The 25,889-nt window shown below is 63.6% G+C and carries 24 protein-coding genes; 5 read left to right on the top strand and 19 right to left on the bottom strand.

Annotated elements, in window-relative coordinates:
* Positions 1-9 precede the first annotated feature (9 nt).
* The gene (gene tolB, locus CTATCC11996_RS14210) at positions 10-1,329 is read right to left on the bottom strand and encodes a Tol-Pal system beta propeller repeat protein TolB (RefSeq protein ID WP_034349188.1); all 1,320 of its coding nucleotides are present in this window, start codon (positions 1,327-1,329) and stop codon (positions 10-12) included.
* 301 nt (positions 1,330-1,630) lie between these two features.
* On the opposite strand from tolB, the gene msbA reads away from it, so the two are divergent.
* The gene (gene msbA, locus CTATCC11996_RS14205) at positions 1,631-3,499 is read left to right on the top strand and encodes a lipid A export permease/ATP-binding protein MsbA (RefSeq protein WP_003077282.1); all 1,869 of its coding nucleotides are present in this window, start codon (positions 1,631-1,633) and stop codon (positions 3,497-3,499) included.
* Positions 3,500-3,609: 110 nt separating this feature from the next.
* On the opposite strand, the gene CTATCC11996_RS14200 is transcribed toward msbA, so the two are convergent.
* From CTATCC11996_RS14200 to mltG, 6 genes are all read right to left on the bottom strand, one after another.
* Entirely contained in the window at positions 3,610-4,338 is a 729-nt protein-coding gene (locus CTATCC11996_RS14200; protein ID WP_003077280.1) for an ankyrin repeat domain-containing protein, read from the bottom strand.
* Positions 4,335-5,165 (bottom strand): TatD family hydrolase, encoded by an 831-nt coding sequence (locus CTATCC11996_RS14195; RefSeq protein WP_003077279.1) that lies wholly within the window; start codon positions 5,163-5,165, stop codon positions 4,335-4,337. Before CTATCC11996_RS14195 ends, CTATCC11996_RS14200 begins: the two co-directional genes overlap by 4 nt.
* 114 nt (positions 5,166-5,279) lie before the next feature.
* Positions 5,280-5,636, bottom strand: coding sequence for a PilZ domain-containing protein (locus CTATCC11996_RS14190; RefSeq protein ID WP_034349187.1), 357 nt, complete (start codon positions 5,634-5,636; stop codon positions 5,280-5,282).
* 90 nt (positions 5,637-5,726) lie between these two features.
* Positions 5,727-6,752, bottom strand: a complete 1,026-nt coding sequence (gene holB / locus CTATCC11996_RS14185; protein WP_003077275.1) for a DNA polymerase III subunit delta' — start codon at positions 6,750-6,752, stop codon at positions 5,727-5,729.
* A complete protein-coding gene (gene tmk, locus CTATCC11996_RS14180; protein ID WP_003077273.1) occupies positions 6,749-7,438 on the bottom strand; it encodes a dTMP kinase in 690 nt (229 codons plus the stop codon). The genes holB and tmk overlap by 4 nt, the downstream gene beginning before the upstream one ends.
* 91 nt (positions 7,439-7,529) lie before the next feature.
* Positions 7,530-8,522: an endolytic transglycosylase MltG gene (mltG, locus tag CTATCC11996_RS14175; RefSeq protein ID WP_003077270.1), complete on the bottom strand. Its 993-nt coding sequence runs from the start codon at positions 8,520-8,522 to the stop codon at positions 7,530-7,532.
* A 44-nt stretch (positions 8,523-8,566) separates the two neighbouring features.
* On the opposite strand from mltG, the gene ygfZ reads away from it, so the two are divergent.
* The 4 genes from ygfZ to CTATCC11996_RS14155 all read left to right on the top strand — a co-directional run bounded on the left by ygfZ (position 8,567) and on the right by CTATCC11996_RS14155 (position 12,278).
* A complete protein-coding gene (ygfZ, locus tag CTATCC11996_RS14170; RefSeq protein ID WP_003077267.1) occupies positions 8,567-9,523 on the top strand; it encodes a CAF17-like 4Fe-4S cluster assembly/insertion protein YgfZ in 957 nt (318 codons plus the stop codon).
* A gap of 72 nt (positions 9,524-9,595) precedes the next feature.
* Complete coding sequence (locus tag CTATCC11996_RS14165; protein WP_003077266.1) at positions 9,596-11,089, top strand: sensor histidine kinase; 1,494 nt, start codon at positions 9,596-9,598, stop codon at positions 11,087-11,089.
* Positions 11,086-11,667 (top strand): response regulator transcription factor, encoded by a 582-nt coding sequence (locus CTATCC11996_RS14160; RefSeq protein WP_003077264.1) that lies wholly within the window; start codon positions 11,086-11,088, stop codon positions 11,665-11,667. The genes CTATCC11996_RS14165 and CTATCC11996_RS14160 overlap by 4 nt, the downstream gene beginning before the upstream one ends.
* Positions 11,668-11,786: 119 nt before the next feature.
* Entirely contained in the window at positions 11,787-12,278 is a 492-nt protein-coding gene (locus tag CTATCC11996_RS14155) for a GlcG/HbpS family heme-binding protein (protein WP_003077262.1), read from the top strand.
* A 279-nt stretch (positions 12,279-12,557) separates the two neighbouring features.
* On the opposite strand, the gene CTATCC11996_RS14150 is transcribed toward CTATCC11996_RS14155, so the two are convergent.
* From CTATCC11996_RS14150 to CTATCC11996_RS14100, 12 genes are all read right to left on the bottom strand, one after another.
* On the bottom strand, positions 12,558-13,415 hold the full coding sequence (locus CTATCC11996_RS14150) for a GNAT family N-acetyltransferase (RefSeq protein ID WP_003077260.1): 858 nt from the start codon (positions 13,413-13,415) through the stop codon (positions 12,558-12,560).
* Between the two features lie 16 nt (positions 13,416-13,431).
* Positions 13,432-14,412, bottom strand: a complete 981-nt coding sequence (locus tag CTATCC11996_RS14145) for an alpha/beta hydrolase (protein ID WP_003077257.1) — start codon at positions 14,410-14,412, stop codon at positions 13,432-13,434.
* Between the two features lie 140 nt (positions 14,413-14,552).
* Positions 14,553-15,089, bottom strand: coding sequence for a rhombosortase (rrtA, locus tag CTATCC11996_RS14140; protein ID WP_003077255.1), 537 nt, complete (start codon positions 15,087-15,089; stop codon positions 14,553-14,555).
* Positions 15,090-15,139: 50 nt separating this feature from the next.
* Positions 15,140-15,484 carry a YbaN family protein gene (locus tag CTATCC11996_RS14135; protein ID WP_003077253.1) on the bottom strand — a complete coding sequence of 115 codons (345 nt, stop codon included), beginning with the start codon at positions 15,482-15,484 and terminating at the stop codon, positions 15,140-15,142.
* 93 nt (positions 15,485-15,577) lie between these two features.
* Complete coding sequence (gene gspN / locus CTATCC11996_RS14130; RefSeq protein ID WP_042437968.1) at positions 15,578-16,441, bottom strand: type II secretion system protein N; 864 nt, start codon at positions 16,439-16,441, stop codon at positions 15,578-15,580.
* Between the two features lie 15 nt (positions 16,442-16,456).
* The gene (locus tag CTATCC11996_RS14125) at positions 16,457-17,071 is read right to left on the bottom strand and encodes a biliverdin-producing heme oxygenase (RefSeq protein WP_003077248.1); all 615 of its coding nucleotides are present in this window, start codon (positions 17,069-17,071) and stop codon (positions 16,457-16,459) included.
* 79 nt (positions 17,072-17,150) lie between these two features.
* Complete coding sequence (locus CTATCC11996_RS14120; RefSeq protein ID WP_003077247.1) at positions 17,151-19,052, bottom strand: hypothetical protein; 1,902 nt, start codon at positions 19,050-19,052, stop codon at positions 17,151-17,153.
* A 55-nt stretch (positions 19,053-19,107) separates the two neighbouring features.
* Positions 19,108-19,479 (bottom strand): hypothetical protein, encoded by a 372-nt coding sequence (locus CTATCC11996_RS26310; protein WP_003077245.1) that lies wholly within the window; start codon positions 19,477-19,479, stop codon positions 19,108-19,110.
* 96 nt (positions 19,480-19,575) lie between these two features.
* Positions 19,576-21,222, bottom strand: a complete 1,647-nt coding sequence (locus CTATCC11996_RS14115) for a choice-of-anchor tandem repeat GloVer-containing protein (RefSeq protein ID WP_003077242.1) — start codon at positions 21,220-21,222, stop codon at positions 19,576-19,578.
* A 66-nt stretch (positions 21,223-21,288) separates the two neighbouring features.
* Positions 21,289-23,895 (bottom strand): TonB-dependent receptor, encoded by a 2,607-nt coding sequence (locus tag CTATCC11996_RS14110; RefSeq protein WP_003077240.1) that lies wholly within the window; start codon positions 23,893-23,895, stop codon positions 21,289-21,291.
* A 149-nt stretch (positions 23,896-24,044) separates the two neighbouring features.
* Positions 24,045-25,025, bottom strand: a complete 981-nt coding sequence (locus CTATCC11996_RS14105) for a FecR domain-containing protein (protein ID WP_003077238.1) — start codon at positions 25,023-25,025, stop codon at positions 24,045-24,047.
* Positions 25,022-25,540, bottom strand: coding sequence for a sigma-70 family RNA polymerase sigma factor (locus CTATCC11996_RS14100; RefSeq protein ID WP_034349186.1), 519 nt, complete (start codon positions 25,538-25,540; stop codon positions 25,022-25,024). The genes CTATCC11996_RS14105 and CTATCC11996_RS14100 overlap by 4 nt, the downstream gene beginning before the upstream one ends.
* Positions 25,541-25,889: the final 349 nt, after the last annotated feature.

Raw genomic sequence — 25,889 nt, 5'->3', positions numbered from 1 at the left:
AACTTCAAATCAGTGTTTTTGGAACGGGCCCCAGTCGGGCTCACGTATGTCTCCACTTGCACCTGCCAGGCGCGCCTTGATCTTGCCGTCCAGCGTGGTGGTCATGAGCGCTTCACGGCCTCCCTGAATGGTGGCGTAAACAATCAGACGGCTGTTGGGCGCAAAACTCGGGCTTTCGTCCGCCGTGGTGTCCGTGACGGAGTTCACGGTGCCTGTCGCCAGATCCATGACCTGGAGCTTGAAGCCACCGCCCACGCGGGAGACATAGGCCAGCCATTTGCCGTCGGGGCTGATGGCAGGCGAGATGTTGTAGGTGCCGCTGAAGGTCACTCGCTCGGCGCTGCCGCCCGAGGACGAAACCTTGTAGACCTGAGGCGCGCCGCCACGATCGCTGACGAAGTAAATGGTGCGGCCGTCGCTGGAGAAGCAGGGCTCGGTATCGATGCCGCTGCTTTGCATGAGACGGCGGGGCTCACCGCCCTGGGCGCTGAGCAGATAGAGCTGCGAGCCACCGTCGCGGCTCAGCGTCACGGCCAGACGGCTGCCGTCGGGCGACCAGGCCGGAGCGCTGTTGGAGCCGCGGAAGTTGGCCAGCAGACGACGATGGCCGCTGGCAACATCGTGCACGTAGACCACGGGCTTGCGTGACTCGAAGGACACATACGCCAGTTGCGTGCCGTTGGGCGCCCAGGCCGGGGAAATGATGGGCTCGGGGCTGGACAGCGCAGATTGGGCATTCTCGCCGTCGGCATCGGCAATCCACAGGCGGTAATGAGCACCGGCCTTGGTCACATAGGCAATGCGGGTGGAGAAAATGCCTTTCTCGCCCGTGAGTTTTTCATAGATGTAGTCGGCAATGCGGTGGGCCACGAGGCGCAGATCGCCCGTGGTGACTGCGAAGCCCTGACCACCCAGGTCCTGGCCCTTGACCACATCCCAAAGGCGGAAGCGCACATCCCAGCGGCCATCGGCCAGACGCGTGATGCTGCCGGTCGCCAGCGAATCGGCACCCTTTTGGCGCCACAGGGCCACATCGGGACGGGAGGTCTCGTCAAGCGCCATGCCTGAGGCATCCACGCCGCGGAACTGCCCGCTGCGCTCCAGGTCGGCCTGGATGATGGCGGAAATCTTCTGTGGGGCCGAGCCCTCTCCCTTGAACTGGGCAATTGCGATCGGCAACTGTGTCAGGCCCACGCCTGTTACCTCAACCCTGAACTGGGCCAGTGCCGGAAGGGCCGGCGTGGCGGCTAGCGTTGCCAGCATGGCTCTACGGGAAGCGCGCGGCCCTGCCGCCCAGGTTGTCAGGGATGGAAGTCGGTCAATAGTCATTGGCAGCCATCAAAATTTCCGGAATTGCCCGGTACAAACACAAGCGCGAATGTTACACACACTGACGGATTCCTGATGTAAGAACGTGCTCAGTAGGGTGATCAAACGCAAGTGCCACAAAACTTTCAGATCGGGAGCATGCCAGAGTCTGCATGAGCGCAGAGGCAATCCCCCCGTCGATTCTGCCGCAGGCTTGCGCTTTATATTCAAACAGGCATAGTTGGTTACAACTTCATCCCGAATTTCATCTATTGAGATCCGTGCGGACTCCAAAAAGCACAAGCCCTAAAATCACGCGCTTATGCAAGCCACACCGTCCCCATCGCCGAGCGAGACCGCCAAGGCCGTCCCTGCCCCAGCTCCCGCTCAAGCAGCCCCCGTCAATCCATCCGAGCTGCCGCTGATGCAGCGCCTCAAGCGCCTGACGCCTTATTTCTCGGGCCAGCGCTGGGCCTGGGGTCTGGCCATCCTGGCCACGCTGGTGGGGGCCGCAACCGAGCCCGCCATGCCGGCACTGCTCAAGCCTTTGCTCGACAGTGGCTTTACGGCTGGTTCGCTTCCGCTGTGGACAGTGCCCGTGTTTCTGATCGGCCTGTTCGTCATTCGCGGTCTAGCCCAGTTCACGGGCCAGTACGCGCTGGCACGCATCACCAATGACGGCATGCTGGGTCTGCGCCAGAAACTCTTCGAGCGCTTGCTGGCCGCCGACATGAGCCTGTTTTCCAGGCAATCGGCATCGGCGCTGTCCAACACCATCGTCTACGAGGTGCAGACCGGCGCCCAGCAGCTGGTGCAGGCCATGATGAGCATCTCTCGCGACGGCTTCACGCTGATTGCCCTGCTCGGCTACCTGATCTATCTGAACTGGCAGCTGACGCTGATCGTGGCCTTCATGGTGCCGGGTGTGGCCTGGGTCATGAAGACGCTGTCGCGCCGCCTCTATCGCATCACCAAGTCCAGTCAGACAGCCACTGACGAGCTGGCCTATGTGGTGGAGGAGAACGTGCTGGCCCACCGCATGGTGCGCCTGCATGGTGCCCAGGCTTCGCAGCAGTCGCGCTTTGGCGAGTTGAGCCGTCAGCTGCGCGGCCTGAACACCAAGGCCACCATCGCCTCGGCCGCCATGACGCCGCTGACCCAGGTGCTGGCGGCGATTGCGCTGTCGGTGATTCTCTGCATCGCCCTGTGGCAAAGCCGCGAAGGCGGCGCCGCCATCGGCTCGGCCAGCGTGCAGGATGTGACCGTGGGCGGCTTTGCCGCCTTCATCTCGGCCATGCTGATGCTGATTGCGCCCATTCGCCGCATGGCCGATGTGGCCAACCCCATCACGCGCGGCGTGGCCGCACTGGAGCGTGGCCTGGCCCTGCTCGAAGGCTCCACCGACGAGCAAGGCGGCAGTTTCAAGCCCTCCGCCAAGGTCAGCGGCGCATTGCAGCTGAGCGATGTGAGCGTGCAGTTCGGCCCGGACAAGGCTCCGGCCCTCTCGCACCTGAGCCTGAATGTCAAGGCTGGCGAGGTGGTGGCCCTGGTCGGCCCGTCCGGTGCCGGCAAGACCACGCTGGTCAATCTGCTGCCCCGCTTTTTCTCGCCCACCAGCGGCCAGATCATGCTGGAAGGCGTGCCCGTGGCCGACTGGGACCTGAATACGCTGCGCCAGCAGTTCGCCATGGTCAGCCAGGACGTGGTCATGCTCAACGACAGCGTCGCGGCCAATGTGGCGCTGGGCAAGGATATTGACGAGGCCCGCGTCTGGTCCGCACTGGAGGCGGCCAATCTGGGCGACTTTGTACGCAATCTGCCCCAGGGCCTGCACACCCTGGTGGGCCACAATGCCAGCCAGCTCTCGGGCGGCCAGCGCCAGCGCCTGGCCATTGCCCGCGCGCTTTACAAGGACGCGCCGATCCTGATTCTGGACGAAGCCACTTCGGCGCTGGACAACGAGTCCGAGCGCCTGGTCCAGCAGGCCCTGAACCGGCTGATGCAGGGCCGCACCACGCTGGTGATCGCCCACCGCCTGTCCACCATCGAGCATGCGGACCGTGTGGTCGTCATGGAACGCGGCCAGATTGCCGAGCAGGGCTCGCATGCACAACTGATGGAGCTGGGTGGCCTCTACGCCCGCCTGCACAACCAGGTGCGCAGCTCGACCCCCGGCGAGCCTCAAATTTAAGAGCTGCTACCGCATATGAATAAAGGATTTCAGAGTCAAACAACTCTGAAGTCCTTTTTCATTGGGCGCTAGCAGCTATCAAAATAGCTACCTGGTACTGACCCCTTCCGCTACCAGCTCCCGCGCGGGGGCTGGGTACGGCGCTCATGCTGCAGCGCCTTGCCCAGCAGATCGACCATGTACTGCCTGTCCACCAGCCTGGCGAAGTCCGCTGCCGTCATATTGCGCTGGTTGCGCAGCGTGATGTCCGCGCCCTCCTCCAGCAGCAGTCTGACCACGGCTTCGCTGCTGTACTGGGCGGCCAGCATCAGCGGCGTGCTGCCGTTCGGCGATGCGGCATCGATATAGGCGCTTTCCTCCAGCAGCAGCTTGATGATGTCCAGCGTCTGCGGCGTATCGGCTGAGGCCGCATAGTGCAGCGGCGCCCAGCCTTCGCGATTGACGTCAGCGCCGCGCTTGATCAGCTCGCGCACGATATCGAGGTGGCCCTTGATGCAGGCCATCATCAGCGGCGTCTCGTTCTGGCGCGAGGCCAGATTGACATCGATGCGCGGAGCCTTGAGCAGCACATCGAAGACCTTGAGCGAGTCCTGATGCAGGGCTGCCACCAGCCCCGGTCGCCCGCGCGAATCCAGAGTGTTGGCGTTGAAGCCGCGAAAGATCAGATTCACCATGGCACGGGAGTTATCGCTGACCAGCGCCCGCGAATAGTCTTCGTAGTCATTGGCCAGGGCCAACCCTGGCAGGCCCGCCACCCCGACGACAGCAGCACCGGCCCAGCGCAGGCTCTGGCGGCGGTTCAATGACGATGCAATCGATGGGGCAGCAAAAAGGCTCATGCACTCGCTCCAGAGTTCGCTGGCAAGGTCACGCCCTTGAACAGACGGTCAAAGTTGGCACTGGTGGCGGCAGCCACCTCCTCGATGGAGATGCCGCGCACCTCGGCAATCTGCTTGGCCACAAAAGGTACGTAGGAAGGATTATTGGTCTTGCCGCGGTAGGGCACGGGCGCGAGATAGGGACTGTCGGTTTCAATCAACAGCCGGTCCAGCGGCACGAAGGCCGCCACATCACGCAGGTGCTGGGCATTCTTGAAGGTCACGATGCCTGACAGTGAGATGTAGTAACCCATGTCCAGACCGGCACGGGCGACTTCGGCGGTTTCGGTGAAACAGTGAAAGACACCGCCGGCCTGGGTGCTGGAATCGGCCTCTCCGCACTCGCGCAAAATGCCCAGGGTGTCGTCGGAGCTGCTGCGGGTGTGGATGACCAGCGGCTTTTGCGTGATCTGCGCGGCCTTGATATGCGTGCGAAAACGCTCGCGCTGCCATTCCAGGTCGGCAATCGTGCGGCCGCCCTTGCGGTCTTCCATGCCGTAGTAATCGAGCCCGGTCTCGCCGATGGCCACCACGCGCGGCAGTGCTGCGCGCTCCACCAGATCCTGCACGCTGGGCTCGGTCATGTCTTCGGTGTCGGGGTGCACGCCCACGGTGGCCCAGAAATTGTCGTAGTCCAGCGCCAGCTGGTGCACTTCAGGAAACTCTTCCATCGTCGTGCTGATGCACAGCGCGCGCGTGACCTTGGCGGCAGCCATGGCTTCGCGGATCTGCGCGATGTTGGCACTCAGTTCGGGAAAATTCAGGTGACAGTGGGAATCGGTAAACATAGAAATTGGACCACCCCCGAGCGGCTGCGCCGCCTCCCCCAGGGGACGACGCCATCGCTTCGAGACGGCTCTTGCTCGGCGTCTCTGATGTCGGAGCGCGCCAGTATTAAAAAATCAGATTGTCTGGGTCGGCTTCTCGGAGCTCAGGGCCGTGCCCAGAATCTGCTCGATCTTGGCCCTGAGTTCGGCGGACTTGGCATCCTTGGGAAACTGGATGCCCACGCCCTGGGTTCGGTTGCCGGAAGCACGCTCGGGCGTCACCCAGGCCACACGACCCGCGACCGGGTAGCGCTGCGGATCGTCGGGCAGGGTCAGCAGCACGTAGACATCATCGCCCAAACGATAGTCGCGCTGCGTGGGCACAAAAATCCCCCCTTCGGCGAACAACGGAATATAGGCGGCATACAGCGCCGCTTTCTCCTTGATCGCCAGCTGCATCACGCTGGGACGAGGGGTTGTAGTTGCGTTCATAGTGGGTAGCAGAATTCTTGTGACGGCCGGGCAGCGCAAATCGCAAGATTAACACCCGGCAAAATTTTGACCAAACCCGCGCCGCATTACCTAGCGTGCGGCTCTGGCAGCTTTGCCCGAGATCAGCACCGCCCGCGCCCTGGAGGCCAGAGCCTCCATCATCAGCCCCGCATTGAAGGGGTGATCGGCCGTGCGCGCGGCCTGCACCAGCTCGCGCGACCATTCGGCCAGCAGCGCCATGGGCAGCGGCTTGCCCGGCAGATCGGCAGGCGAGAAATACCGGGGCTCGCCGCCGCCGGCCAGAGCCATCAGGTCGTGGCAGATTTTCTGCAACGCCTGCACAGCATCCACCGGCGCAAAAGCCGCCAGCGCAGCCACATCCCCCTTGGCCAGCTGCCTTGGCAACTGCGCCCAGGCAGCGGCCTTGCCCGCGTCCGCCGCCATGCGCAGCGCATCGCCGGGTCGACCGCCTGCAGCCTGCAGGGCCGCTGCAGCATCGGGCTCGTTCAGGCCTTGCGCCTGCAGCCACTGTGCGGCCTCCGCCGCGGCAGGCCAGGTCATGGTGTGTGTCAGGCAGCGGCTGCGAATGGTGGGCAGCAACTGGTGCGCGGCCTCGCTGGCCAGCACAAAGCGGGTGTCTCCCGGCGGCTCCTCCAGCGTCTTGAGCAAGGCATTGGCGGTAATCGCATTCATTTGCTCGGCCGGATAGACCAGCACGGCCTTGCCGCGTCCACGCGCGCTGGTGCGCTGGCAGAACTCCACGGCATCGCGCATGGCTTCCACGCGGATTTCCTTGCTGGGCTTGCGCTTTTTGTCGTCGATGTCGGCCTGGGCTTTTTCCGGCAGCGGCCAGCCCAGCTCCATCATCTGCACCTCAGGCATGAGCACGCACAGATCGGCATGGGCACGCACCTCGATGGCATGGCAGCTGGCGCAGTGGCCGCAAGCGCCTTGCGCAGACGGCTGCTCGCAGAGCCAGGCCCGCACCAGCGACAGTCCCAGTGCGTACTGGCCCAGACCCGAAGGCCCTTGCAGCAGCCAGGCATGACCACGCTGGGCCAGCAGACGGCCACGCTGCGCGGCGATCCAGGGCGCTTCGAGATCGGAGGCACTCATGGCTTGCTGCCCACCATGATGGCAAGCCAGCCCTTGCGCACCACGGCCTGGGTGATCTGCTGCCACACGGCATGGCGGCTGGCATGGGCGTCGATGCGCACAAAGCGCTGAGGGGCCGTCCGGGCGCGCTCGGCGTAGCCCTGGGCCACGCGGGCAAAGAACTCTCCTGGCTGGGCTTCAAAGCGGTCGGGAACACGGGCCGTGGCCAGGCGCTCGGCTGCCACTTCGGCGGGCAGGTCAAACCACAGCGTCATGTCGGGCTCGCGCATGAAATCCGGGGCCTGCCCTGCCTGCAGCGCCGTGCCGGTCTGCGCCATGCGCTCCAGCGCCGACAACTGCTCCCAGCTGAAGCCGCGGCCCGCGCCCTGGTAGGCAAAAGTGGCATCGGTAAAGCGGTCGCTGATGACCACCTCGCCGCGCGCCAGCGCCGGCTCTATGACTTGCACCAGATGGTCGCGCCGGGCCGCGAAGGCGATCAGCGCCTCGGTCAGCGGGTCCATGGCGTCATGCAGCATCAGGGCGCGCAGCTTTTCGGCCAGCGGCGTGCCACCGGGCTCGCGCGTCAGCGTGACCACCCGGCCCTGATCGCGAAAAGCCTGGGCCAGTGCCTCGATATGCGAGGACTTGCCCGCACCGTCGATGCCTTCAAAACTGATGAACAGACCCTTGGGTAAAGCTGTACTCACTGATATTTCCTCTAGTGCACCGCAGGGGGCTGCACCAGTTGTTTGATTCGACACAGGGCACAGGCCATGGCCTTGCGCCCTCAAAGATTGCTCACTGACCGCGCTGGTAGCGGTTGACGGCCCTATTGTGCTCGTCCAGCGAGGCGCTGAAATGGCTGGTGCCGTCACCTCTGGCGACAAAGTACAGCGCCTTGGTCTGATCGGGCTGCACGGCCGCCATCAGCGCCGCCTTGCCGGGCATGGCGATCGGCGTGACGGGCAGGCCCGCACGGGTATAGGTGTTCCAGGGCGTGTCCTCCAGTAGATCGCGCTTGCGCAGATTGCCGTCAAAGCTGGCTCCCACGCCATAGATGACCGAAGGATCGGTCTGCAGGCGCATGCCTATGCGCAGACGGTTGGAGAAAACGCCGGCAATCTGCGCCCGGTCTGCAGCGCGACCGGTTTCCTTTTCCACGATGCTGGCCAGGATCAGCGCTTCGTCGGCAGATTTGAGCGGGGTATTGGCTGCCCGCATGGCCCAGGCATCGGCCAGACGGCGATCCATGGCGTGCAGCGCACGGCGCAGCACGGCCATGTCCGAGCTGCCCTTGGCATAGGTGTAGGTATCGGGGAAGAAGCGTCCCTCGGGCGGCACGCCCACCCGACCCAGGGCCGTCATCACGGCTTCGTCGCTGAGCCCTGCGCTGTCTTGCTTGAGGAATTCCTCACGCGCCAGCGCAGCGCGCACCTGGCGCCAGTTCCAGCCTTCGACAAGGGTCAGCGCACGCAGGCTTTCCTCGCCTCGCGCCAGCTTTTGCAGCAGCACATAGGGCGTGAGCCCCGTGCTCAGTTCGTAGTTGCCAGCCTTGATGGCGCGATCCTTGCCCGAGAAGCGAAACCACGCATAGAGCAAACGCGCATCGGTTTGCACCCCGGCCTTAACCACGTTCTGCGCCACGCCACGCGGCGTGGTGCCGGGCTCGATCTCCAGCTCCAGATTGGGTTCGGACAGCTGCAGCGGCTGGTTCAGCCACCACCAGGCGCCGCCTGCCGCCAGGGCAGCCAGCAGCAGCAAAAATATCAGTGCTCGAATAAGGGCACGCACAAGCTAGATCCATCAGTACACAGAGCGACGATCATAATTCAGCCATGACCCAGCCCAAGACGCTGCCCCTGAACGGCATTACCCCCATTTCCCACCTTGGTGTCATCCGCGCAGTTGGCGCCGACGCTGCCAGCTTTCTCCATGGCCAGTTGAGCAACGATTTCGCACTGCTCAAGTTTGATCAGGCACGCCTCGCAGCCTTTTGCACGGCCAAGGGCCGCATGCTAGCCAGCTTCATCGGCTTCAGGCGCAGCGCTGACGAAATCGTGCTGATCTGTGACCGCAGCCTGCTGGCCCCCACGCTCAAGCGCCTGTCCATGTTTGTGCTGCGCGCCCAGTGCAAGCTCAGCGATGCGACAGCCGACTTTGCTCTTTATGGACTGACTGGCCAGGCCGCCCAGCACTATGCGGGTGCGGCAGCCGCACCCTGGACTCTGAGCCAGCAAGGCGATGCCCATGTGCTGGGGCTCTACCCCGCTGCAGGCAACCAGCGTGCGCTGTGGATCGGCCCTGCGGGCCAGGCCCCCGAAGGACAGCTGCTGAGCGAAGACCTCTGGCAATGGTCTGAAGTCCAGAGCGGCGTGGCCACGCTGTCGGCTCCGGTGGTGGATGCCTTCGTGCCCCAGATGCTGAACTACGAATCCCTGGGCGGCGTCAACTTCAAGAAGGGCTGCTACCCCGGCCAGGAAGTGGTGGCCCGCAGCCAGTTCCGCGGCACGCTCAAGCGCCGCGCCTATCTGGTGCATGCCGAGCAGGCTCTGAGCGTGGGCCAGGAAGTCTTCAGCGCCGAAGACCTGGAGCAGGCAACCGGCACCGTGGTGCAGGCAGCAGCTGCTGTGCAAGGCGGCTGGGATGCCATCGTCTCCATGCAGATTGCCTCCTCCACCCGCGACGATCTGTTTGCCCATGCGGCGCTGGCCGAAGGCCAGAGCGCCGATGCAGGCAAGGGCATTGCGCTGCAGGTCCTGCCCCTGCCCTACGAGCTGCTGGCTGATATCTAAGCGTCTCCGCCCCCGGGCCTGCACTGTCGCTGGCCCGGCATTGCCAGCCAGGCCACCGCTACACTTCGGCGCATGAGCAACCCTTCCCCGGACTACCGCCACCGCTGGCTGCTGGCCCTGGCCTGGGGGCTGCTCTGCGCCTTGATCCTGGCCCTGCAGTGGTGGCAGGCTCATGCCCGCCAGGAGCAGGAGCAGTTGCAGCTGACCCAGACCGTGCAACGCCAGATGCTGGAGAAGGTGGCCCAGCACAAGGCCCACCTTACCGCCCTGACTGCCGTGGCACCGCTGGATGCAGCCAAGGAGTCATCGGCTCTGCAGCATATTGCGCAGTCGGTGCAGACCATTTACCCGCGCGTCCAGGAAATCCAGTTGGTCACTGCGGCCACGCCCGCCACCGGCAGCTGCCGGGACCCGGCCGTGGCGCAGGCTGCCGCTCCGCTGGCGCCGCGAGCCAGCGCCAGCCTGCCTGACGCCCTGCACCAGGGTCATTATCTTTTTCTCAAAAAGATAGCAGACCCCGAAGGCTGGCTCTGCGTTCGCATTGATTCCTCTCACTTGCTGGACGACAAGGTCCTGCCCGATGACAGCGGGCTGCGCATCCGCCTTCACGGCCATACCTTGCTGGAGCCAGCCGCGCAGCTGCAGCAAAGCCACCAATTTGGCGAATTCACACTCACAGGCTATGACCAGCCTCTGCAGGTGCAACTGCTCAGCCGCCCTCGCAGCCTGGTGAGCTGGAGCATGGTGCTGATCAGTGCTCTCATCAGCGCCGCGCTGGTCGGTGCGGTTCAACTGGTCTGGCAAAGCCGCCAGCAGGCCAGACGCCACCAGCGGCGCGCCCAGCTGCTGGCCAATGAAGCACAACTGGCCCATGCCTCGCGCGTCAACGGCATGGGAGAGATGGCCTCGGGCATCGCGCATGAGCTGGCCCAGCCTGTCACCGCCCTGCTCAGCCAGAGCCAGGCCGCATTGCGCGCCCACGAGCTGGGCAAGACCGAGCTGCTGGCGACTGCCCTGCAGGCCAATGTGCGTGAGGCCAGGCGCGCAGGCGCCATTCTGGAACGCATGCGCAGCTATGTGAGCAATGCTCCCAGCCAGCCGCAGAGACTGGATCTGGCCCAGGTCGTCGATCAGGCCCTGCTGCTGCTGGAAGGCCCGGCACGCCAGGCCAAGGTGGCGCTACGCTGGCAGGCACCGCTGCAGCCATGCAGTGCCTGGGCCGACCCGGTGGCGCTGGAGCAGGTGCTGCACAATCTGGTGCGCAATGCGCTCGATGCGCTTGGCCAGACTCAGGATGCGCAAGCCGCCATTACCATCACGCTGGAGCAAAGCGGTGGCGAGGTCCTGCTCGTGGTGCAGGACAACGGCCCGGGCATGACTGCAGCCACGGCAGAGCGCATCTTCGAGCCGTTTTTCACCACCAAGTCCGACGGCATGGGGCTGGGTCTGCCGCTGTGCGCCACCTTGATGGAGCGCATGGGCGGCCGTCTGGAATATGTGCCCGGCCCGCATGGCGCACGCTTTGTCATGCATCTGCCGCTGGATGGAACCGATTTGCCTGCATGATTTATCTGATCGATGATGACCCGTCGGTGCGCAACGCTCTGCATCTGCTGCTGCAGACCTATGAGCTGCCCGTGACCTGCTTTGAATCTCCTGCCGACTGCCTGGCCCATCTGGATCGCAGCCAGCCCGGCATCCTGATCACCGACCTGCGCATGCCCATGATGTCCGGCCTGCAGCTGCACGAGCAGCTCATGGCGCAGGGCGTGGACTGGCCCACCATCGTGATCACCGGCCACGGCGATCTGCATGCCTGCCGCCGTGCCTTCAAGGCGGGGGTCACCGACTTTCTGACCAAGCCCATCGAAGAGCAGACCCTGCTGCAGGCCATAGAGTCGGCGCAAACACGGCTGGACCAGCAGGCCGAGCGCAACGAGGCCCGCCAAAGCCTGCGCTGCCTGACCGAGCGCGAGCGCGAAGTGCTGGAGCTGATTACCAAGGGCCTGGGCAGCAAGGAGATCGCAGCGGCGCTCGATATATCGGTGCGAACCGTGGACACACACCGCGCCAGGCTGGCCGAAAAGCTGGGTACTGGCTCGGTCGCAGAACAGACAAGACTGCTGCTGACTGCGGCCTTGTGAGGGGCCCGACTCGGTAGGATTACCGATGGCCATCCGTTGCCTTGCGAATGGGCGCCGAAAGCAGCCCTTCTTACAGTTCTGTCATCGCTTGTTCACCCCAATCCACAAGGAGCTTTGACATGAACCAACGCCTGCGCAACATCGCCTTCTGCACCCTGAGCCTGGCCGCCGCCGCCGCTTCCGCAGCCACCGTTTCCACCCGCAGCATCGCCAGCGCCACTGCCTTGCAGCTGGCCCAGCAGACTGTGGCGGCCTGCAGCGCCGACGGCTATAACGTCAGCGCCTCGGTGCTGGATCGCTCGGGCGTGCTGCTGGCCATGGTGCGTGCCGACGGCGCCGGCCCTCATACCGTCGAAGCCTCGCGCGCCAAAGCCTTCACCTCTGCGTCGTCGCGCAACCCCACCAGCGGCATCGCCAAGGCCATTCAGTCCAATCCCGATGCAGCCGGCATGGCGAATATCCCCGGCTTCCTGGTACTGGGTGGCGGCGTGCCCCTGAAGATCGGCAATGAAACCATTGGTGCCATTGGCGTGGCTGGTGCGCCTGGCGGTCATCTGGACGAAGCCTGCGCCCAGAAGGCCATCACCGCGCTGAAGGATCAGTTGCAGTAATGCCCCCCGCACGCAGGTGAGAAAAACAGAGTTCGAGCCTGCGTGCGGCAAGGCCTGCGAAGCAGGCCGCCGCAGAGCGATCCCGCGAGCGGGTGGCGCTCTCCATCAACCGATGGGGCTCAGAACACCCCGTAGCGATAAGCCACATAGGCAGCCGCCGCCACCCCGATCAGGCTGAGGACGGTCATGATTCTTGCCATGGGCGCTCCTTCGCATCAAGCATCAAATCGGGCTTGAACGCTTGCAGATAATGCGTTACAAGCTATCAAAACAGATGTTTCAAAGCACTTTGCACATGGTGATGTGGGGAATGCCTGCTTCCTCATAAGGCTCGCCTACCGGCGTAAAGCCGGCACGCAGATAAAAGGCTTCGGCATGGCGCTGTGCGTGCAGCACGATTTCCTTGTCGCCGCGATCGCGCGCCGCATCCATCAGGCTATTGAGCACCATGCGACCCCAGCGACCGCCGCGCACGCTGCGATCCACGGCCATGCGGCCTATACGCCCCACGCCCGGCGCATCGCTGACCAGCCTGCCCGTGGCCACGGGCTGGTTCAAGCCGTTGAACAGCACCACATGACGCGCCACGGGGTCGAGTTCGTCAATCTCGATCTCGCGCGGCACGCCCTGCTCGCGCACAAACACAGCCAGGCGCAGGCGCTCAGCGTCGCGGCCCAGGTCGTTCCAGCTGCCCGAGCGCAGCGTGACGACCTCCTGCCCTGCTTCATAGGCCGTGAGCAGATCCCGCATGGCCTGGGGTACGGGCCTGGGTGTCTGCGTCGCCGCGTCGGCAAACACATAGATCAGCTCCACGGTGTTGAGCAGCTCCATGCCCCGGAAGATGCCTGCCTCGAACTGCAGCGAGGTATTGCCCTGTTTGACGCATCGGATGCCGACATCCAGCACATCGCCCAAAGTGGCCGAGCCGTGATAGACCGTGCTGGCCTTTTTCACAAACAGCTCGCCGCCCAGCGATGCAAAGCCGGCCTCATAGGGAATGGCCAGCTGGCGCCAGTAGTTGGTGATGGCCACATCGGCATACATCAGATAGTGGGCGTTGAAGACAATCTTCTGCGCGTCCACTTCGGCCCAGCGCACCTCGATGCGGGTAAAGCTGCGAAAGTCCTGTCGGTTCATAGTTCTTACTCTGGTTTCAATTCAATCCAAACGCGCCGCGCAAGGCCTGCGCCATATCCCGGTGCGCCTGACGCGCTTCGGCAATCACGCGGCCCATCTTGACGAACTCATGGGTCACGCCCTTGTAGATTTCCAGATCCACAGGTACGCCTGCCATGCGCAACTTGTCAGCATATTCCACGCCTTCGTCTACCAGGGGATCACACTCGGCCAGACCGATCCAGGCGGGTGCGACGTGGTCGACATCGGGCGCCAGCAAGGGCGCGAAGCGCCAATCCTCACGGTCTTGGGAGTTGGCAATATATTGCGCGAAAAACCAGGTGATGGATGGCTCTTCCAGCACCAGTCCATGGGCAAAGCGGCGATGGGAGTCGGTATCCTGGTGTGCCGTGGTGCCTGGATAGATCAGCAGCTGCAAGGCAAGCCTGAGGCCGGTGTTGCGCGCTTCGATGGCACAGGCTGCCGCCAGCGTACCGCCGGCGCTGTCGCCTCCGACAGCCATGCGGCTGCCATCAGCCCCCAGGCTCGCCGCATGGGCCGTCAGCCACCGCAGCGCATCCCAGGCATCGTCATGTGCAACGGGGAACTGGAACTGCGGCGCCAGGCGATAGTCCAGCGACACGACCATGCAGCCCGCCAGGTGTGCGAGCTGACGGCAAAGCTGGTCATGCGTGGCCACACTGCCCACCGTAAAGCCGCCACCGTGCAGATACAGCAGCGCAGGCAAGCCAGCAGCAGGGGCTTCATCGCGGGTCACAGGTGCATAGAGGCGGGCCGGCAGATTCGCCCCGTCGCGTACGGGAATCTGCAGGTCCTCCACACGGGGCAAGGCCTGCTTGGGGATTTCAAGCACGCCGGCGCCAGCTTCATAGGCCGCCTTGGCGCCTTCCGCACCCAGCTGGTACATGGGTGTACGCGCTGCCCGCTCCATGCGGCGCAGCACATCGCGCATGGAAGGTGTCAGACTGGCTGGCAAAGCCACAGAGGAATCGGACATGATCACGATGAATAAAAAACACAGGCAGGCATTGTGCGTTGCAACTCCGAAGTCTGCAGGCCAATGCTGGCAATTGTTCGGAATCGATATCGTCGCAGACGCAGTTCGGGAGCCCGCCAGCATCACATCGCGGCAGCCGCTCATCGCTGAGGCAACTGGCTGCGGCAGCTGTTCAAGGCGCCAAGGATTCCGCCCAGAAGTCCGAACCAGTGCGCCTGAGTGATGATATAGCCACCGATCAATCGCTGTTCACGCGGATCGGGACCGGCCCAGGACTGCCAGGCCAGCCAGCCCATGACAAGCAGCAGCACGGTGGCGGCCGAGAGATCCCGGCGAAGCAGGACCGGCGGCAGGAGCATCCAGACAATCAGTCCGTAGAGCAGACCCGACATGCCGACATAGTCACTCACCTGAGGCGAGGTGAACCACAACAACAAGGAGACCAGAACGGCCAGAGAGCCCATGCAGGCAAGCAGACGCCTTGCCGTCCAGCTGGCATCCGCGAAAGAGCAGCACAGCAGCAAGCCGCAGGCATTGATTGCGGCGTGAGCCCAGCTCAGGTGCACCCAGTGTGCCGACAGCAGCCTCCACCATTGCCCATCGGCAAGTGCCGCTGTCTCATAGCGCAGCAGTCCTCGCCATGCAGCAGGCAGGGCCTGCAGCAAGGCCATCAGCATGCATATCAGCAGCGCACACTGCTTCGGTGAGAGAGCTCCCGGGCCGGACTTCATGCCTGGGGCTCGGGCCTGAGCCACAGCCAGATCTGCACGCAAGCCATGACTGCCACCGCCGACGCGCTCAGCCAGGGGTTCTCGGCGACATGAAAGATCAGCGCCGAGCTGAAAACCATACTGGCACTGGCCATCCATTTGACGCGACGGCTTACCTGCCCTCCGTCATCCCAGTTGCGCAATATGGGGCCGAACAGGGAGTGGGCATACAGCCAGCCGTGAAGCCTGGGCGAGCTGCGTACCGCCGCCCAGGCGGCCATCAGGATAAACACGGTCGTAGGCATGCCGGGCACCACGGCACCGATCAGGCCCAATATCACGCAGATAACGGCGAAGACCATCAAAAGACAACGCAGGGGCAAGGAAAGGCGCTTATACAAGTCTTCGGGCCTTCGGGTCGGTAAATCAGCGGATGAGGATGGTTCTGTCATGGATCAGGGAGGCGGAGAACGCACGATGCTCCATGCGATATCGCCGCCGCGATTTCCTATCAGGTTCAATATATTGGCCAGCGCCGAGTCCTGTCCGGGCTCGGCCCCTGCCAGTCCTTGAAAGCGCCAGCGGCCCCCAAGCTGCTGGCCTTTTCCACTCAGTTGCAACGCACCTTGCAGCGTCTGCAGCTCAAAGTCCGGACCCGCGCCTGCGCGCTCAGCAACAAGCGCCATGCGATAGCTGCCCAGCGGGCGCAACGTGGAAAGCCGGGAAGACAGCGACAAGGCCTTCAACTCCAGACGCCCCTGCATGGAATCAGTCTCCATGCTCTCGGGCCATTGGAGAAAGGACGAGGACAGCTGAAGCTGGCCGTCCAGGCCCAGCGTGTTCCAGGGAGTCCCCAGGCCCGCAAGCAGCTGGGCCGGCAGTTGCCAGTCCAGCCCTGACAGCTGAAACACCCGTCTCAAAGGCAGCCAGCGCAGTTGCGCCGCTTGTCGCTGACAGCAAGCATGTTCCACGGCGACGCCAACACCCCAGTCCTGCGGGCTCAGGCCCTGCCCCTCGCTGCGGGCCGGATGCAGACTCCAACTCAACCGCCCCGGCAAGGCCTGTGCATCATGGCTGCCCGCTCCGCCCGCCAGCATCAGCACTGCGGACCCCTTCCAGACGGAGCCGCGCACGTCCTGCAGCGCGATGCGCTGGCCACTCGCCATGGCGACCTGGGCCGCAAGCCAGTGCGCGGGGAAAAAGGCCAGCAGGCACAGCACGCCACCGAGCAGCCCTCCCGCGATGGCCCAGCGCCATGGCGAGCCGGCCGTTGAAGGCCTTGACCGGCCGCTTCTGCGCCAATGCGTTCCAGCTACCACGGTATGCAACAGTGCTCAGGCATCGATGGCTGCACGCTGCGGAAAATAGCGCTCCAGCAAACTGCCAAAGCGATCATAGGCAGCATTGGCACCGGCAATCACCTTGTCCTGGATTGCTGCATCGCCGAGCTCCGGCGCGTCGAGCGAGGCCACAAAAGCACGCCAGGCCAAGGCCCTCCCTTGCGGATAGGCCGCCAGATTGCGGGCCCCGAAGGTTTCCGACAAACCCAGACGATCCCTGGCTTCCTTGAACAGAAAGGCTGCCCCGAGGGTCGAGCCCTCCGACACATACAGCCACCCCAGGGCCTCGGGCATGCCTACGGCCTCGCTGCCCAGTGCGTCTTGCGGAAGCTCTGCCCCCAGATCGGCCAGATCCGCCAGCGAAGCCTCCTGACGCCCGCGCGCTTCCAGGTCAGGGACTGCTGCCTTGACGGCGGCATCCTGAAAGAGATGCTCCACGTCGCGCTGGAACAGGTATTGGGCGGCGACAAAGCGGGCATAGCTGCCGCGATCGGCAAATGGATTGCCTTGCTCCATGAGCTCATGCATACGCTCATGCTGCTGCGCGGTCTCCGTCTTGAGACGCAGGGAAAGTCGGGCCCCGCTCAAGGGGCTGGTTTGCACATTCATGGTATTTCCTGACTTCAATTCGATGGCGAAGCAGCTCCGGGCTGGTCCCACCCGGAGTCGCCTTGCTCCAGGTTTCGCCTCAGTTCGGCGAGGACTTCAAGCTGCGACGGCGTGCCCAGGCCAGTGCCGCCAGCGGCGCCAGCAACCAGGCGCTCAAAGGACCTCCTCCGCTGCCGCCATTGCTGCTGTTGCCCGTCTCTGTGCCGCCGCTACCCGTTCCAGGCTGCGTGACTGCGGTGGCCTGCACCGTGACTTTGCTGATCACGGGCTGACCGTCGTTCTGGCTGCTGCAAGTCAGACTGAAGCTGTTCTCTCCCTCGACCGCCAATACCACGGGCACCTTGCTGCCGCTGGTCTGCTGCGCACCGCTCCAGGCACCGCTGGCCGTGCAACTGCCGGCCTGCGTGGTGGACCAGCTCAGCTCGATGGTGGAACCAACGGCCGCGGTTGCGACGGAGGCCTTCAGCTCTTCGCTGAATGCCGCGACAGGCAGCGGCACATCGAACGAGAAAATCGTGCCATTGCCAGTGTTTTCGATCACGGCGCTGGAAACGGCTTGCCCGCCGCCGCCCGCTGTCGCCGCGCCATAGATTTTCTGCATGCCGCCGGAAACAGCGCCCAGGCTCAGACCAGCCAGAGTACCGCCCTCCGTACCCAGATCAAAGCGATGCAGAACCTCATAGCTGTCATCCGTGCGATCTGCGGCCTTGCCGAGCTTGATGCGGAACAACACACCAGCACCTACGGGCGTCTGCACTCCCGTCTTCGGGACATACATGGTCGAGCCGTCGCGGGCCGTCGTGCCGTAGATGTTGCCATCTGCAGCCAGCACCAGCGGACCCGACGGCGCACTACCATCGGCCTGCGCCGTGCCGTCAAGCGCCGCCATGTCGCTGCCGCGGAAGTAGTGCACCACGGCAAAGCTGGAAGGGTCGGATTTCTTCACCCGCCATAGCGTTCCGCCATATCGGCTGTCCATGGCGTTGCCTGCTGTCGGCGCATTGAACTGTGTCGTGCCGTAGAGCCATTCGCCGGCTTCTATCATGCCGACCACACGAGCGCCCTTGGCCGTAGGCTCGCCGTCGCGGGCACGCATGAAGGTATGCAGCAGCTCGACCTGAGAAGCATCCAGCGTACCGTTGCGCGCAACAGCGCTGTCGATCGCAGCCTGGCTGAGCTTGACCAGGGTGCCCACCGCGCGACCCAGGTTGTCCGAGGTCAGTGTGCTGTCGGCAACGCCAGTGGCCGACACGCCAGTGAGCACATACAGGGCCTGATCGGCCTTGCTCCAGATGCTGGCCACAGGCGCGCCGCCCATGGGGTGCACCTGCGTACTGCCCTGCTCCTGAGCGAATTGGCAGAAATCAAGCACCTTGGAATAGCTCTGGTCCGCATTCATGCGCCACAGCGTATTGGCCGTGGTGCTGGCTGCGCAGCTGGAAGCCGATTCGCCGGAACCCATATAGAGGTTGCCCACGGCATCCAGAGCCATGCTGCCCAGGGGCTTGATGCTCGGCGCAGGGAGGGAGACAGCCTTGCCGTCCTTGATGTTGAAGACGGCCGGCACGGTCATAAAGGACGAGGGATTGCTCGGGTCGGCACCATTGCCGGCGACCAGAAATCCGCCTTGAAGCGCCGGCACCAGAGGAGTTGATCCCGAATAGATGCTGCCCAGCAACTCGAAGCGATGATTCTTGCCTGTGGCCGCATCCAGCCCATAGACCGTACCCTGACCCCAGAACGATGCAGCCGACGAAGCACCCAAATAGGTATGTCCATACAAACGTCCGTCTGCGGCCAGGACAGGCGGCACCATGGGCTTGCCACCGCCGTTGTTGAGGCCGCCAAACTGATGCAGCACGGTGGGCTTGAACGCTGCAGGCGATGTCTGGGCCATCGCCTGTGACAGGGGCAGAGCCAGTGCCAGAGCGGGGAAGGCGAGTCGTGTCACACGCCAGACCGAGGGTTTGATTGAATTCATTGCCATTGACTTTCCTGTGTAAGAACGAGAGGGAAGATGAAGCTCAGTCGAGCGCTTAGCGAGCAGCACCGCGTGCAAGCCGGCGCTGCAGTGCCAGGCCCGCAAGCGGGGCCAGCAGCCACACGGACAACGGGCCACCGCCGCCATTGCCGTAGGAAACCTGATTGCCGTCTTCGGCGGTCGCCGGGGTGCTGACATAGACCACGGTCGAGGCAGAGACCTGGGCGCCGCCTGAGCTGCCCGCCACCGCGCATGTCAGGGTGTAGCGATAGGTGCCGCGGTCCGGCCTGAGTTCGACACTGCCCTGAGGGGCTACGGCACCAGTCCAGTCGCCCGCCGTCGAAGCTGCCGAGCACTGCTCGGCGTTGCTGGTGATCCAGGTCAGCGAGACGCTTTCGCCCGACTTGATCTCCCCGGCACTGGCCACCAGGCTGGCATCGGCGATCGGGGTCTCGGACGAGGCGACGGCCAGCTGGAAAACCGTGCCGAAATCCGTGGGAACGACCTGTCCGGCGCTGTTCAGTTAGTGGCCGCCCATGGCGGCTGCGCCATACAGGCGCCCGTCAGCGCCCGCACGCAAGCCCACAGGCTTGCGTCCATCCGTGCCCGAGAAGGAATGCACCAGCTCGAAGCCGCCTTGCGTGACCTGTCCTTCGCCATTCACCACAATGTTTGCCGGTCGTATCCGGTAGACGGTGCCGCAACCCACTTCGGAATTGGCCGCTGCACTGGACGGCGTGCACAGATTGGCGCCACCGGACATGGTCGTGCCGTAGATGGCACCGTCGGACCCCAAAGCCATGGGGCCGCGCGGCGTGGCGCCATCGGCATTGCTGAAGGTATGCAGTATCTGCAGCGGCCCGCCCGCCTTGGCAAGGCGATACAGCACGCCATAAGGCTTGGGTCCGTCGTAATAGGGCAAATCCTTGATGTAGCTCAAGGTGGTACTAGGCGCCCATTTGCGCGAGCCGCAGGACGGGTTGTCGCGCGAGATGCTCTTGATCCAGGTACCGGTGATGCTGCTGTTGGCATGCACATAGCAGTCGCCGACCGAAGTCCCCCCATAGAGATAGCCGTCACCACCATCAATCAGCGACGACAGGCTGTGCTCCTGCCCTGAGCCCATGGTCCGATTGGTCACGTCGCCGCCCGCCGTCACCCCCGCTTCGTAAGGAATGCCGCTGGGATACAGCACAAAGCCTTCGCTGTTGGCGTTGTCATGGATGTTGATTTCGCCTTCGGCCAGCGTGAAGGTGTGCAGCACGGCAAAACCCGAGCCGTCGGCGGCATTGATGCGGTAGAGCGTTCCCGTGGGCGTGGTCGCTGCGGTCGGCGTCGACGGTGCCAGCGGCAGTCCCCGGTTGTATGCGGTCACGCCATACAGCACGCCGTCCTTGCCCAGAATCAGGTCGTTTGCCGTCTGGCGCATGCCCGAAGGCCCGGCGGCAAACTCATGCAGCGTGCTTACCTTGCCGGAGGCGATATCGATCTTGAAAACCCGCCCCTGTCCCTTGGGCCCCTTGTCGATGCCATAGAGGTTGTCCTGCGCATCGATGACCAGCGCGCCATTGGGCGAATACAGCTGACCACGCGTACCCTGCACCAAGGCGGAATTGGCTCCGTCATAGTCGGTACGGACAATGATGCCCAGGCCCACGGCAGGCGAATAGGAAATATCGCTGGGCTGGTTCTTGCCCGCATTCTTTTGGCCGTTGATCGTCGTCATCACCGCGTACAGACTGCCGTCGGATGCGCGCACCGGCGTGCCCGAGATGCGACCATGCAGATCGTTGGCCGGGTTATAGGCTACGCGCTCATAGACTGAGACACCGGCTCGCATGGTGTACATGCCGAAAGCGGTATACATCTGCGAGGACAAGACCGATGGCCCGCCGCCGTTGAAACCGCCAAACAAATAGCCGGCACTCGAACCTGGGCGCACCGCATACAGAGGCGGCGAGGTGGGGTAACGCGCCCCGGGCCAGCCAATGGTTCCGTCGGGCGTGGTGACATCGTCGCCGGCGGGCCGCAAGGAGGTGAGCATGGTCAGCCGGGCATCGCTGACCTTGGTCTGCGCGGCGGCTGGCATGGCGGCACAAAGCGCTGCGGCGGCGACGCAGGCTGCGGCGGGCCAATGCAGCGGCCAGCCATGAAGAGCGGAAAAGGACATCACAGGGACCTTTGGGAAAAGACGGACGGATGGAAACGACGGCAAGGCGCGGGCCCGGGCCGAAACTCAGAACTGGATGGACAAGGTGGCGATGGCGGTACGGCCAGGGCCGATGAAATAGCTGCCGCCCTGCATCTCGGAGTAGTTCAGATCGCGCAGGTTGTTGATGGACACACGCAAGGTGGCGTTGGGAGTGATTTCGTAGCTTGCCCAGAGGTCGAACAGACGCCAGGATTTCTGGTTGTAGCGCTCGCCCTGCGTGGTCCAGACGCTGCTGTTGGTGCTGGGGGATTGAAAGCGCATGCGGCCCCCCAGCGTCAGCTTCTTGTCGAGCAGACGCACACCGGCGCTCAGACTGGCGGTCTTTCTGGGCGGCAGCACATACCAGATATTGGCGTCGCCCGACTGCCCCAGATTGTTGTTGGGATAGCCCGTCAGACTGCCCAGAGGGAAGGAGTCATAACCGCCCTTGCCGGTGTTGACGAACATGTGGGTGTAGTTGAGGCTGCCGAAGACGCGGCCGTTGTCATAGTCGCCCTGCAGCTCCAGGCCCTTGCTGCGAAAAGGGTCCTGCAGATTCACGTAGGCATAGGGCCCCAGCAGGCCTCCCCCGGCAGTATCGATGGGCGACATGATGCGCGCGAGCGTCACATAGTCGTTGACCTTGTTGTTGAACCAGGCCGCTTTCACGCGCAGCTTGTCGCCCTTGCTCAGCACATCGTCAAACATGCCGTTGGCCCCGACCTCCCAGTTGCGCGAACGCTCGGCGCGCAGATCCGGGTTGGGGTAGTAGGGAAAGAGGCTGCCCGTATGCTGGCCCCACATCAGCGCCTCCGTCAGTGCCGGCGGACGCATGCCCCGACCCACGCTGGCGAACAGCTGTATGGGCTCCACCGGTTTGACGGCCAGTGCCAGGCGAGGGGCGAAAGCGCCGTCGTTGCGATCGGCCTTGAAGCGGGTGTACAGCGCCGTCGAGGGTGGGCGCACGCCCGGCGGATTGATGAGCGAGCCGACGCGCATGCGTCCGTCCCCCTGCAAGCCGTACCAGTCATAGCGCAGGCCGCCCGTGAGTTCCAGCCAGTCGCTGTGCATCCAGTTGAGCTCGCCGAACAGGCTGGCAACGGTGCGCTTGCCTTTCGGGGTCGAGCCCGCATACAGCGCCGTCGTGCCGGCATCCGCCCCCACCGAGAGCGCTTGTGCCTGCGGGTCGGTCCAGTCGTGGAAGAACTCCGCTCCGGTCTTGACCAGCGCCGCATCCCTGGCTCCCCACTGAAGGCGGGAGGTGTTCTCCAGCGTCCCCCCCACGGTACTGGTCTGGTACTGCAGGTCATAGGCATAGGGGTCCAGCGTGCCGCCCGCATAGCGATGCGCCTGATTTCGGGTACGGGTGTAGTAGAGGCTGGACTTGAGATCCACCAGAGCGCTTGCAGACGGGTTCCACGCGTAGTTGGCCAGCAAGGTGTCGGTGCGGACATGGTTGAGAATGCCCCCGCCACTGGCCGACTGCGGCTTCTCGCCGAACTTCGCATCCATGCCGATATAGCTGAACTTGAGCTGCTGTTCGGGCGCGAAACGCCAGGTGCTCTTGAGCAGTACCGAAGTCTGATCCTGAGAGGTCAGCTGGCTCACGCCATGCACCTGACCATCCACATCGTCGGTCATGGATCCGCGGCGGCCCTTTTCAAATTCACCGACTTTCTTGCGACTGACCAACATCACCAGATCGAGATCCTCACGGGGCTTGAGGCCCAGAGCCGCACTGCCGGCAAAGTGATAGCCGTTGTTGCCACTCGAAAGATTCAGCCGAGCGCCACGGGTGCTGCCGTCCTTTATCAGGTCGTCTGCTTCGAGCGTGCGGAAGTTGACAACCCCCGCAATCATCCCTGCGCCGCCCACCGTGGAGGTCGGTCCTTTGGAGATATCCACACCGCCCAGCATTTCCGGATCGAGATACACCGAGCCGTTGGAGCCATGCCCGCTTTGCTGGTAGTTCTGGCGCGTGCCGTCGATCATCACGTTGACGCGGCCAAAATCCTGCATGCCGCGAATATTCACCGACACTCCAGGATCCCTGCGGCTCTGCGAGGTGTAGACACCCGGCACCTCTGCAAGAACATCGGCAGTGTTGCGCGGTGGCAGACGATCGATCTCCTCGCGCGTGACCACGGCCACCGAGGCCGCCGTCTCGAACACCTGCTGGCGCGCGTCCTTTTTCGCGACGACCAGCACCTCGTCCAGATTGCGCTCCTGCGCACCGGCCCGTGCGCCTTGCGCCGCTTTCTGGGAACGGGCAACTGCCGGCCGAACACGCCATGCGCCCGGACCTTCGCTTTGCGCCTGCAGCGGATGATCCTCCAGCAGCGAATCCAGCGCACCTTGAACCGTTGCCATGCCCTTGAATCCTCGGCTCTGCTTGCCTTGCACCAGGGCCGGATCAAACGCGATCATGACCTGAGCCTCACGGGCCAGTTGATTCAGCACCGCTTCCACCGGAGCTGCGGGAATCGAATACGTGCGCAACGCCTGGTTGCTCGCCTGGGACGCGATCTGCGCATGTGCAGCCACCGGCGCCAGCGCGCCCCAGGCAAGGCTGACTGCGACAGCGGTCAGGGCAAGTGCGGCGGGATGCCCAGGAGCTGGTGCACGCATGCGTGGCAGGCGACGGGGGAGCATGGATAAGTCCTTTCTGAAAGCCGCCACGTCAGACCCGCCAAACGGCGGTCTTTTTCAAGGCGCTACTGTTAACAAGGACGAAGCAACTCGCCAAACCCGTAATGTTTTCTGAAAAATTTTTTGCACCCGCCGCGCGAAAGCAGGAAACCTCAGCTGCGCGGCATCAAAGTGACCCAGTAACGCGTGCGCTGACGCAACTCCAGGGGCCATGTTTTCTGCAGCAGATCAAGGCTGCGCTCGGTATCCGTCAGGCTGAAAACCCCGGAGATGCGCAGTTGCGCCACACGCTCGTCGCAAGCCAGATGCCCTGCCCGGTAGCGGCTCAGTTGCGCCACCAAATCCGACAGCGGCATGCTTCTGGCCACCAGCAGCCCGTCCGTCCACGCGTCGCCATCACCGTCGCCTGCCTTCAGGTCATGAACTCCCGAGGCATCGAACCAGGCCTGCTCGCCCTGACGCAAAAGCTGGACTTGCGAAGCTGCTTGAGGTCTGAGCTCGACGGCATCGCTCAACACCTGCACCTGGGTTCCATCCTCCTGCACATGCGTCTGAAAGCGGGTGCCAAGCGCTCGCACCTGGCCGTGTGGCGTCTGCACGAACAAAGGACGATAGCGCTGCACTTCTCTGTCAGTTCCCGAGGTCAGCGCGATACGCCCCTTGATCAGAACCAGGCGTCTCTCGCCCTCATCGAAGCGCAGGTTCACAGCCGTCGAAGTGTCCATCAACATGACCGAGCCGTCGGCCAGCACCACGCGACGCACCTCGCCGACTCCGGTGCGCAGATCAGCCAGCAAGGCGGTCTCGCCCCATTGCCGATTCGCCATCAGCACGGTGCATCCGGTACCCATCGCAATGGCCAGCAGGCCCATAGCCTTGCGACGGCCCATGTGCTTGCTCGCGCCATCCAGGGTCTGTTGCGCCAGAGCGGACGGTACCGGAGGCATGGCCGCGAAGCGGCTCTGAATTCCCTGCAGCCGCTCCCAGGCAAGGGCATGCTCGGGCGCGGCCTCTCTCCAGAGCCGACATTCATCCCAGACGGCCGCAGATGCACTGCCGGCCTGAAGACGCACCAGCCATGCGATGGCCTTCTGGACCACCTCCGGCGACGGCTCGTTCGGGCCTGCGCTCATGCCGCGGCATCCAGGTAAACGATGCGGTAGCAGTGTGCAAAGGCAGCTGCCATGTATTTTTCGACCGAGCTCAGGGAAACACCCAGACGCGCTGCCACTTCCTTGTACGTCAGCCCATCGAGCTGCGCCAGCAAAAAGGCACTGCGCGCGCGGGCGCCCAGCCCGTCCAGCATGCGATCAATCTGCTCCAGTGCCTGCAGCACAATGGCCCGCTCTTCGGGCGAAGGACATACGGGCTCTGGCATCTGGGCCAAGGTTTCAAGATAGGCCCGCTCCAGAGACATGCGCCGGCAATGATCGATCAGCACGCTGCGTGCCACCGTGGCGAGAAAGGCTCTCGGCTCCTGCAACTCCTCCGGGCACTGCCTGAGCAGGCGCATATAAGTGTCCTGCGCCAGATCCGACGCATCCTGCACACAATGCACTCGCCGCCTCAGCCAGTTCACCAGCCATCCATGGTGGTCGCAATAAAGCGTGTGTAGAAGAGAAGAAGAACTAGCTTGCACACCAGCCATGGCTCATGATTTCCGTACGGTTCAAATTTAATTACTGAGAATCATTCTCAATTGTATTCATTTGAAACACATGCCATGCTTATCCATGTATGGCTCAAGGGAATGCCGACCTGGCCCTTGGCGATGAATCTGCCAGAGCTACATGAAGGTCTTGAGGCGTCAGCTGAGCTGGCAATGCTCCGATGGTCGAAAGAGCTGATGATGCTTTTTTGCAAGCCAAACAGGAATGAATGGAAATCATTCTCAATGACATCTATAATCAGGTTTACATTTCTTCGCATGCCAGCATGATTTCTTGACACAAGCCAGCCAGCGAATCGACTGCATCGTTTGGTTGTCTGTCATGCTG

Origin of the sequence: Comamonas testosteroni ATCC 11996, from assembly GCF_000241525.1 — a bacterium.
Taxonomy (GTDB): domain Bacteria; phylum Pseudomonadota; class Gammaproteobacteria; order Burkholderiales; family Burkholderiaceae_C; genus Comamonas; species Comamonas testosteroni.
Note: the sequence above shows the minus strand (reverse complement) of the source record. Positions and strands in the feature narration are given on the sequence as shown.